We start from the raw sequence: 6,312 nt of genomic DNA, 5'->3' as shown, positions 1-6,312 counted from the left end.
CGGTGCCTTTGCCGTACTTCGGCTGGGGCACCATCCCGGACCAGTACGGGCGCCGCTGGGCCCAGGACGACGGGGAAAGCCGCCCCCCGCGCCGACCAAGCCAGCCACACCCAATGCGGCTACACACCTGGCCAGCACAATCCCAGCTGCCCGAGTTGGATCTGGCCGAGGTGCGCCGGGTGATCGCCGGCTCGGATGCGGCCGGGTTCCTGGCCGCAATAACCGGACGCGACATCGAGGACGCGCTGCAACAGGTGGGGACCGGGATCCCGATGGCCCTGGAACAACGCCGCGACCAGGCCGAGCCGGTGGCGCTGTCGGTGATCAACCGGCTCACCATGCGGGCCGGGCCCGGCGACGAGGTCCTGGCCGAAGACCTACTGGCCGCCCTGCGCCGCGAGCCGCCGGCCGAGCCCGTGCTGCCGGTGGATCTGGAGACGCTCGCCGCCGTCCTCGAAACCGATCCCGGGACCTCGACTGGGGGCTGGCTCGAGGTGCGCACCGGGCAGGTGTACACCGACGAGGACACCGACCCGGCCCTCGTCGGCCAGGACGCCGCCATCGAGGTGGAGGACGACCCGGACCGGTGGCTCCGGTTGGAGCCCACCGGTTCACGGGAGGGCTGGGCGGACATGGCCACCTTCGCCGCCCGGCAACACGACCACACCCTGCGCGCCCGGCTGGAACGGGCCATCCAGGGCACCGGTGCCTTCGGCCGGATCCGCGACCTCGTCCACGACGAGAACCTCACCGACCAGTGGTCCGCCTTCTGCACCGACCGCCGAATCGGCCGCGCCCGCGCCTTCCTCGCCGACCACCACCTCCGCGCGGACTGAGGTCCCCGACCCGGTCAGCGCCAGCGCACGACCGTGACACCTGCTGCCGCCACCGATGCGCCTGTACGGAAACGATCGTTCGCAATACATTCACGACTCCGAAGTGGGAGCCGCGTGATCCGGCGCCCCATTCTGTAACGCTTGCCGTGTACGCGCCAATGTAACGCCCACCCCCGCCAGTGATACGTTGTGGGGATGCGCATCGGCTACGGGCGGGTCTCCACCCGCGACCAGCACCCCGAGGCCCAACACGACGCCCTGGTCGCGGCAGGGTGCGAACAGGTGTTCCTCGACACCGCCTCGGGCACGCTCGCCCGCCGACCAGAACTCGACAAGGCACTGCTCTCGGCCAACCGGCCCGGGGACCAGCTCGTGGTCACCAAGCTGGACCGGCTCGGACGGTCGCTGGAGAACCTCATCGATCTGTCCAAAACACTGCAGGACCGTGGTGTGGACCTGGTGGTCCTGGACCAGGGCATCGACACTTCCACCGCCCTGGGGCGGATGTTCTTCCAGATCATCGGTTCGATCGCCGAGTTCGAACACGCCTTGATGTCCGAACGGACCCGGGACGGGCTCGCCGCTGCCCGGGCCCGCGGGCGCACCGGCGGGCAGAAACCCAAGCTCGGCCCGCGCCAGGTCCAACTCGCCCGCGAAATGTACGAGGAAACCGACGCCGAGGGCAAACGCGCCCACACCGTCGAACAGATCGCCCGCGAATTCGGCGTCACCCGCCCCACCATCTACCGGCACCTGAGAAGTGCGGAACGTTAGTCGTATCTACGCCACGGGGCGGCTATCAGGCCCCCTCCGGGCAGCTGCTCGTGCGTAACCATCTTTGTAGGCGGCCTCTTCTTCGAGAGCTAGAAGCTCCTGTGAATCAGCCGGGCGATTGCGTCCCGCTATGACCGTGCCTGCCAGTGAGGCCACTGCATAGTCACCGGGTCAGTTGTCGGGAGTTTCGACCCCATCGGGGACTATCAACTCACCGCCCCATTCCTTCTGCATGTCTTTGAACGCAGGCCAGTATTCGCCTCTGTACGAAGTGGCATGGAGTTCCCAGTTCTCGCCGGCGAGGATCAGATCACGTCCGGCGATGCCGTAGTAGCCGGGGAAGCTGTCGTCGATCTTCAGGGGTTCCTCCCCTTCGGGAACCACGGACAGGTACAGCTTCTCACCATCCCCAACGTCCAAGGTGCAGCTGCGTGAGGAGAACGGAGGCACCCCGTTGTAGGCCGGGTGAAGCTCTTGGGCTTCTTCAGAAACCTCACATCCAGTGATGTCTCCGAGCTGGCCGACTCCTTCGTTGGCGTCCACGAAAGTCGTACTGACAGAGCACGCAGCCAGTAAGGGCAAGGAAACCACGGCGATGGCGGCGAGTTTCGTTGTCCGGCGCATAGGACCCCCCAAGGAGATGGTGCAAACGTGAGACTGCCCGATAACAAGGCGCGTCTCACAGTACCGGCACGCGATGCTGCTACGAGTTCTGCACCACGTCGATGCGGTGGTCTCCGCCCGACCACCCATCGGAGGGGTTCATGGAGAAACCGTCGACGTAAACCGTTCCGTCACCCACGCGACTGGCTTCGAAGGTGGACACCACGGCCCGAGCAAGGGCGCGAGCGTCGGGCACTTTGTCGGCATCAAACTCGATGGCAATTTTTCTCTTCGGCATGAGTCGAACCTATAGGAACGATCTGAGAAGACCGCTTGAGTGATCAGAAGTACCGGGGGGGGGTGCTCCGGTTATGGTGATATCGCTGTCTCACAAGTCATCTGACTAGGCGCGACTTAGGTTCATGCAGATGTGCGATGGCAATTTGGGCGCCGCCGAACTACGGAGGGGAATGATGGAATTCCATCAACTGATCACGCGAGGGGTTCGGGGAGGCCTCGGCCGAGCCGGGCAGGACCTGCACCTGTGCCCACTTGCAGACGGGGGCACCGCCTGATGTTGCGTCGACTCGATTGGATCCGCGACGAGAATTACTTTGACGGCTTTTCCTGGGATGCCTCTCTCCCGGATTTCCAGCGCGTCAATTTGATCTACGGCAACAACGGATCAGGCAAGTCCTCACTCGCTCAGCTGCTCGATGCCTTGCGCACTGACCCTAGTTGTCATCAGAAAGTGTCTGTCGCCATTGAAGACGGCGCGCATGCTCGAACGACAAACGGAACGTCCGACCCAGTCTTCAACCGCGTCCTTGTGTTCAGTGACGAGTACGTAGAGCGAAGCCACCGTTTCCGTGACGGCAGTGCGGATATGGAAGCTGTACTGACTCTGGGTGAGCGTACCGAGGAGGACGAAGAGCGCCTGGACCAGCTGGCCAAGGAACAGCAAAAGCTTCTGACAGAGCGCGCCGAGCGAACAGCGGAGGAGAGGAACCATCAAAGGGACCTCAAGGGCGCATATGAGCGAACAGCGCAAGCGGTAGTCGACGATCTGTCACCTGCGGGCGGAATCTATGCTTCGCGTGGCAAGTATTCAGTCGCCAAAGCGAAATCCCGCCTCCACGAACTGAGTGACCGGCTGGCGCCACTCCTCCTGGAACAGGTGACAGCCAAGAAGCAGTTGATCAGTGGAGGCAATAGGGAACCACTGCCTACTGAAGGCTTCAGCTTGGCCGTCGACGGCACACTCGTTGAGACGGCGAAGCGCCTGCTCTCGACCACCCCAGTCACCATCGTCCTGGACACGCTGCAAGCCCATCCCGAAGCCAGCAGTTGGGTCCAGCAAGGACTGGCGTTGCATCAGCACTCCGACACCTGCGCCTTTTGCGGCGGCCCACTGCCGGAAGCACGCAAGCTTGAGATCGAGAAGCATTTCTCACGTGAAGTGGACCAGCTCCAGCGCGAACTAAGAGAACAAGTGCAGATCCTCGCGGACCTCAACTCGAAGGCCGATGGGATCCTACAGCGCGTGCCGGCGCGAGGGTTGTTGTTCGACGATCTGCGCGAGAGATTCGATCCAGAAGCCCAACTTCTCCGGGACGACGTCAAAGTCCTGAAGAAGTGGATCGCCGACCTCCGCGCGAAGTTCACCAGCAAACTGGCCAACGTCCTGACCTCTGTCGCATATGACCTCCCTGAGCCTCCCCCCGTCCGAGGGGCCGGACTGGAGCGTATTTGCGAGGAGCACAACCACCGGGTCAACGCTCATGCCCAGCTCGTTTCTGAGGCGGCTCTCGACCTCGAAATCCACCACCTCCACACCGAGAACGAGCAGATTCGTGAGCTGGTCCAACGATGTTCCGCAGTCACCGATCGACTCACCGAGATCACAGACCGCCTCGATGAAATCGGCATCGACATCGCGGCATTGGAAAACGCAGAGGGAGATCCGACCCCCAGCGCTCAAGTCCTGACGAGAGAGGTCGCCCGTCTGCTGGGGCGTACTGAACTCAAATTTGAGCCCTCCGGCAAGCGATACCGCGTGATGCGAAACGGAATGCCGGCTACCGGCCTGAGCATGGGGGAACGAACGGCCGTCACCCTTGTGCATTTCCTGGAGACCGTCGCCCGGTTCGATCCGAAGGGGGACCGGCCAATCGTGGTCATAGACGACCCCGTGTCCAGTCTGGACAGCAACGTCTTCATGGGCATCTCCACCTACATCTGGTCGGCCGCCGTGTCCACCAAGAAGAACGACATCAGCCAGCTCTTCGTGCTGACCCATAGCTTCGACCTGTTCCGACAGTGGGATATCCAACTGGAGAACCTCCACAGGGCAAAAGGCATGCAAGCGGCCTTTCCGGCCGAACGCTACGAACTCCAGGGCAGGCATTTGTCATTTGCTGGAGAGACGCGTAGGCGACCCGTTCTGAAGCAGTGGCCTGAATCCACTCGCGCGCGCAAGAAGCTGCGATCCAGCTATCACCATGCCTTCCTCATGATGGCTTTGGCGCATAAGGACTTACGAACGACCGATTCCCTCGAGAACCGACTGGATGCGCAGCTGCTCTTCCCGAACGTTATTCGCAGAGTTCTGGAGTCATTCTTGGCTTTCAAGCGACCCGAGATGACGGGGGACTTCACGGGTTCCATGCGCGAGACAACGGCCATGCTCGAAGCCGCTGGATACGAGGGAGATGCGGATGCGTTGCGTCAACAACTCACACGGTTCACCCATGCCCACTCCCACAGCGAGACTCCAGACACCAACGATGTCGTGAACGGCGACGAGGTTGCCACCGTCTTGAGTACGGTCTTCGTCTTCCTGAAGCACCTAGATGAGGCCCATTTCAACGGCCTGTGCGAAGTTGTGGGAATCGACCCGGACGACTTAGCTGCCGCGCCCGTCGAAGACATCTGAACGGGCCGTTTTAGCGATCCCATCCCTCGCGATCCCGATCAGGGACGCGCTGAATATGCGGTTCCGCGGCAACCACCTGTCCGTGACGAGTTGGATCGAGATTAATCCAGTTGTCCGATAGCCCCGACACCAGCGCATCGTGGCGGGCGGAGCGGTCGTCCGGCCGGTTCTCCGGGCTGGGGTGCAGGGCGGCGTGGGCGGCGTGGTGGTAGCGGGCGGTGTTGTCCTTCTCGGTGGGGGCCTTGCCGAGGGCGGTGTCAGCGTCGTCCTGTCCAGACACGGCCCGCCACACGAGCACGTCGGCGGCCGCGGCGCGACGCTCGGCGGGGTCGGGGTGGTGCTGGGTGAGTTCGTCGTACCAGGCGGGCGGGTCGGTCTCGATCCGGTTCAGCCGGCCGTCGAGTTCCCGGTGGATGCGGTGCACGAGGTCGGCGGTGACCTCTCGTTGGCTGGCGGGCTGGTGCTCCGGCGCGGCCAGAGCAGGCTCCTCGGCGCGTGGGGTGCAGCGGGTCAGGATCTCCGGCACGGCATCGTCCGTCTCAGTCTCGCCCTGGTGGTGGAGGGCGGGGTCGGCTGTGACCAGCTGCGGCCAGGTCGCGGCCTCGGTCAGCCGGGCGACCGCCTCGGGGTCGTCGCCGTAGATGGCCTGCACCCACTCGTGCGATCGGGCGGAGCGGGCGGCCCAGTGGAGGTAGTCGAGTTCGTGGACCATGCGTCCCAGGTCGTTGGCCCAGGCTCGTTGTTGGTCGCGGACTTCGTGGGCGGTGTGCTCAGCGGATTCGCGTTTGAGCACGCCCTCGAGGACGGTCACCGGGCGTTCGGCCGGTGGGGTCTCGGTGAGCAGTCCCCACTCGTCCGGGGAGTGCGCCTCGTGGTCGAGTCCGAAGTCGACGTAGGCGTGGTTGGCTTGCCGGCCGCGGGTCATGGCCACGTAGAACAGCTCCCGGGACAGCCCGGCCTTGGCGACAGCGTGGGCGGAGTCCACGGTGACGCCCTGGGAGCGGTGCGCGGTGGTGGCGTACCCGAGTTCGGTGGAGGACGCGAGATAGTCCGGGTCCAGGGTCACTGCTCCCCCGGTGTTCTCGTTGCGGGCCACGGCGGAGCCGTCCGGGTTGATCCCGGTCAGGGTGAGCCGGGTGCCGTTGGCGATGAATGCCCCGGTCT

Annotated in this window: 6 protein-coding genes; 3 read left to right on the top strand and 3 right to left on the bottom strand. The window is 64.1% G+C overall.

Annotated elements, in window-relative coordinates; all coding sequences use genetic code 11:
• Both Q0283_RS14010 and Q0283_RS14005 read left to right on the top strand, forming a co-directional pair.
• On the top strand, positions 1-836 hold an 836-nt coding region (locus Q0283_RS14010), incomplete at its 5' end, for a hypothetical protein (protein ID WP_298045183.1).
• 195 nt (positions 837-1,031) lie between these two features.
• Complete coding sequence (locus Q0283_RS14005) at positions 1,032-1,610, top strand: recombinase family protein (protein ID WP_298045181.1); 579 nt, start codon at positions 1,032-1,034, stop codon at positions 1,608-1,610.
• 171 nt (positions 1,611-1,781) lie between these two features.
• On the opposite strand, the gene Q0283_RS14000 is transcribed toward Q0283_RS14005, so the two are convergent.
• Positions 1,782-2,153: a hypothetical protein gene (locus Q0283_RS14000; RefSeq protein WP_298045180.1), complete on the bottom strand. Its 372-nt coding sequence runs from the start codon at positions 2,151-2,153 to the stop codon at positions 1,782-1,784.
• A 160-nt stretch (positions 2,154-2,313) separates the two neighbouring features.
• Complete coding sequence (locus Q0283_RS13995; protein ID WP_298045179.1) at positions 2,314-2,511, bottom strand: hypothetical protein; 198 nt, start codon at positions 2,509-2,511, stop codon at positions 2,314-2,316.
• A 276-nt stretch (positions 2,512-2,787) separates the two neighbouring features.
• Between Q0283_RS13995 and Q0283_RS13990 the strand changes: the two genes are divergently transcribed.
• The gene (locus tag Q0283_RS13990) at positions 2,788-5,148 is read left to right on the top strand and encodes an AAA family ATPase (protein ID WP_298045177.1); all 2,361 of its coding nucleotides are present in this window, start codon (positions 2,788-2,790) and stop codon (positions 5,146-5,148) included.
• Positions 5,149-5,158: 10 nt separating this feature from the next.
• Here Q0283_RS13990 and Q0283_RS13985 read toward each other — a convergent pair.
• Positions 5,159-6,312, bottom strand: a 1,154-nt coding sequence (locus Q0283_RS13985) for a helicase C-terminal domain-containing protein (RefSeq protein WP_298045176.1), incomplete at its 5' end; no start/stop codon positions are given.

This window comes from uncultured Citricoccus sp., assembly GCF_937871995.1.
Taxonomy (GTDB): domain Bacteria; phylum Actinomycetota; class Actinomycetes; order Actinomycetales; family Micrococcaceae; genus Citricoccus.
Note: the sequence above shows the minus strand (reverse complement) of the source record. Positions and strands in the feature narration are given on the sequence as shown.

Bases quoted from the DNA above. Each gene is read 5' to 3' on its own strand.
- Q0283_RS14005 (WP_298045181.1), top strand. From the start codon at position 1,032: ATGCGCATCGGCTACGGGCGGGTCTCCACCCGCGACCAGCACCCCGAG.
- Q0283_RS13995 (WP_298045179.1), bottom strand. From the start codon at position 2,511: ATGCCGAAGAGAAAAATTGCCATCGAGTTTGATGCCGACAAAGTGCCC.
- Q0283_RS13990 (WP_298045177.1), top strand. From the start codon at position 2,788: ATGTTGCGTCGACTCGATTGGATCCGCGACGAGAATTACTTTGACGGC.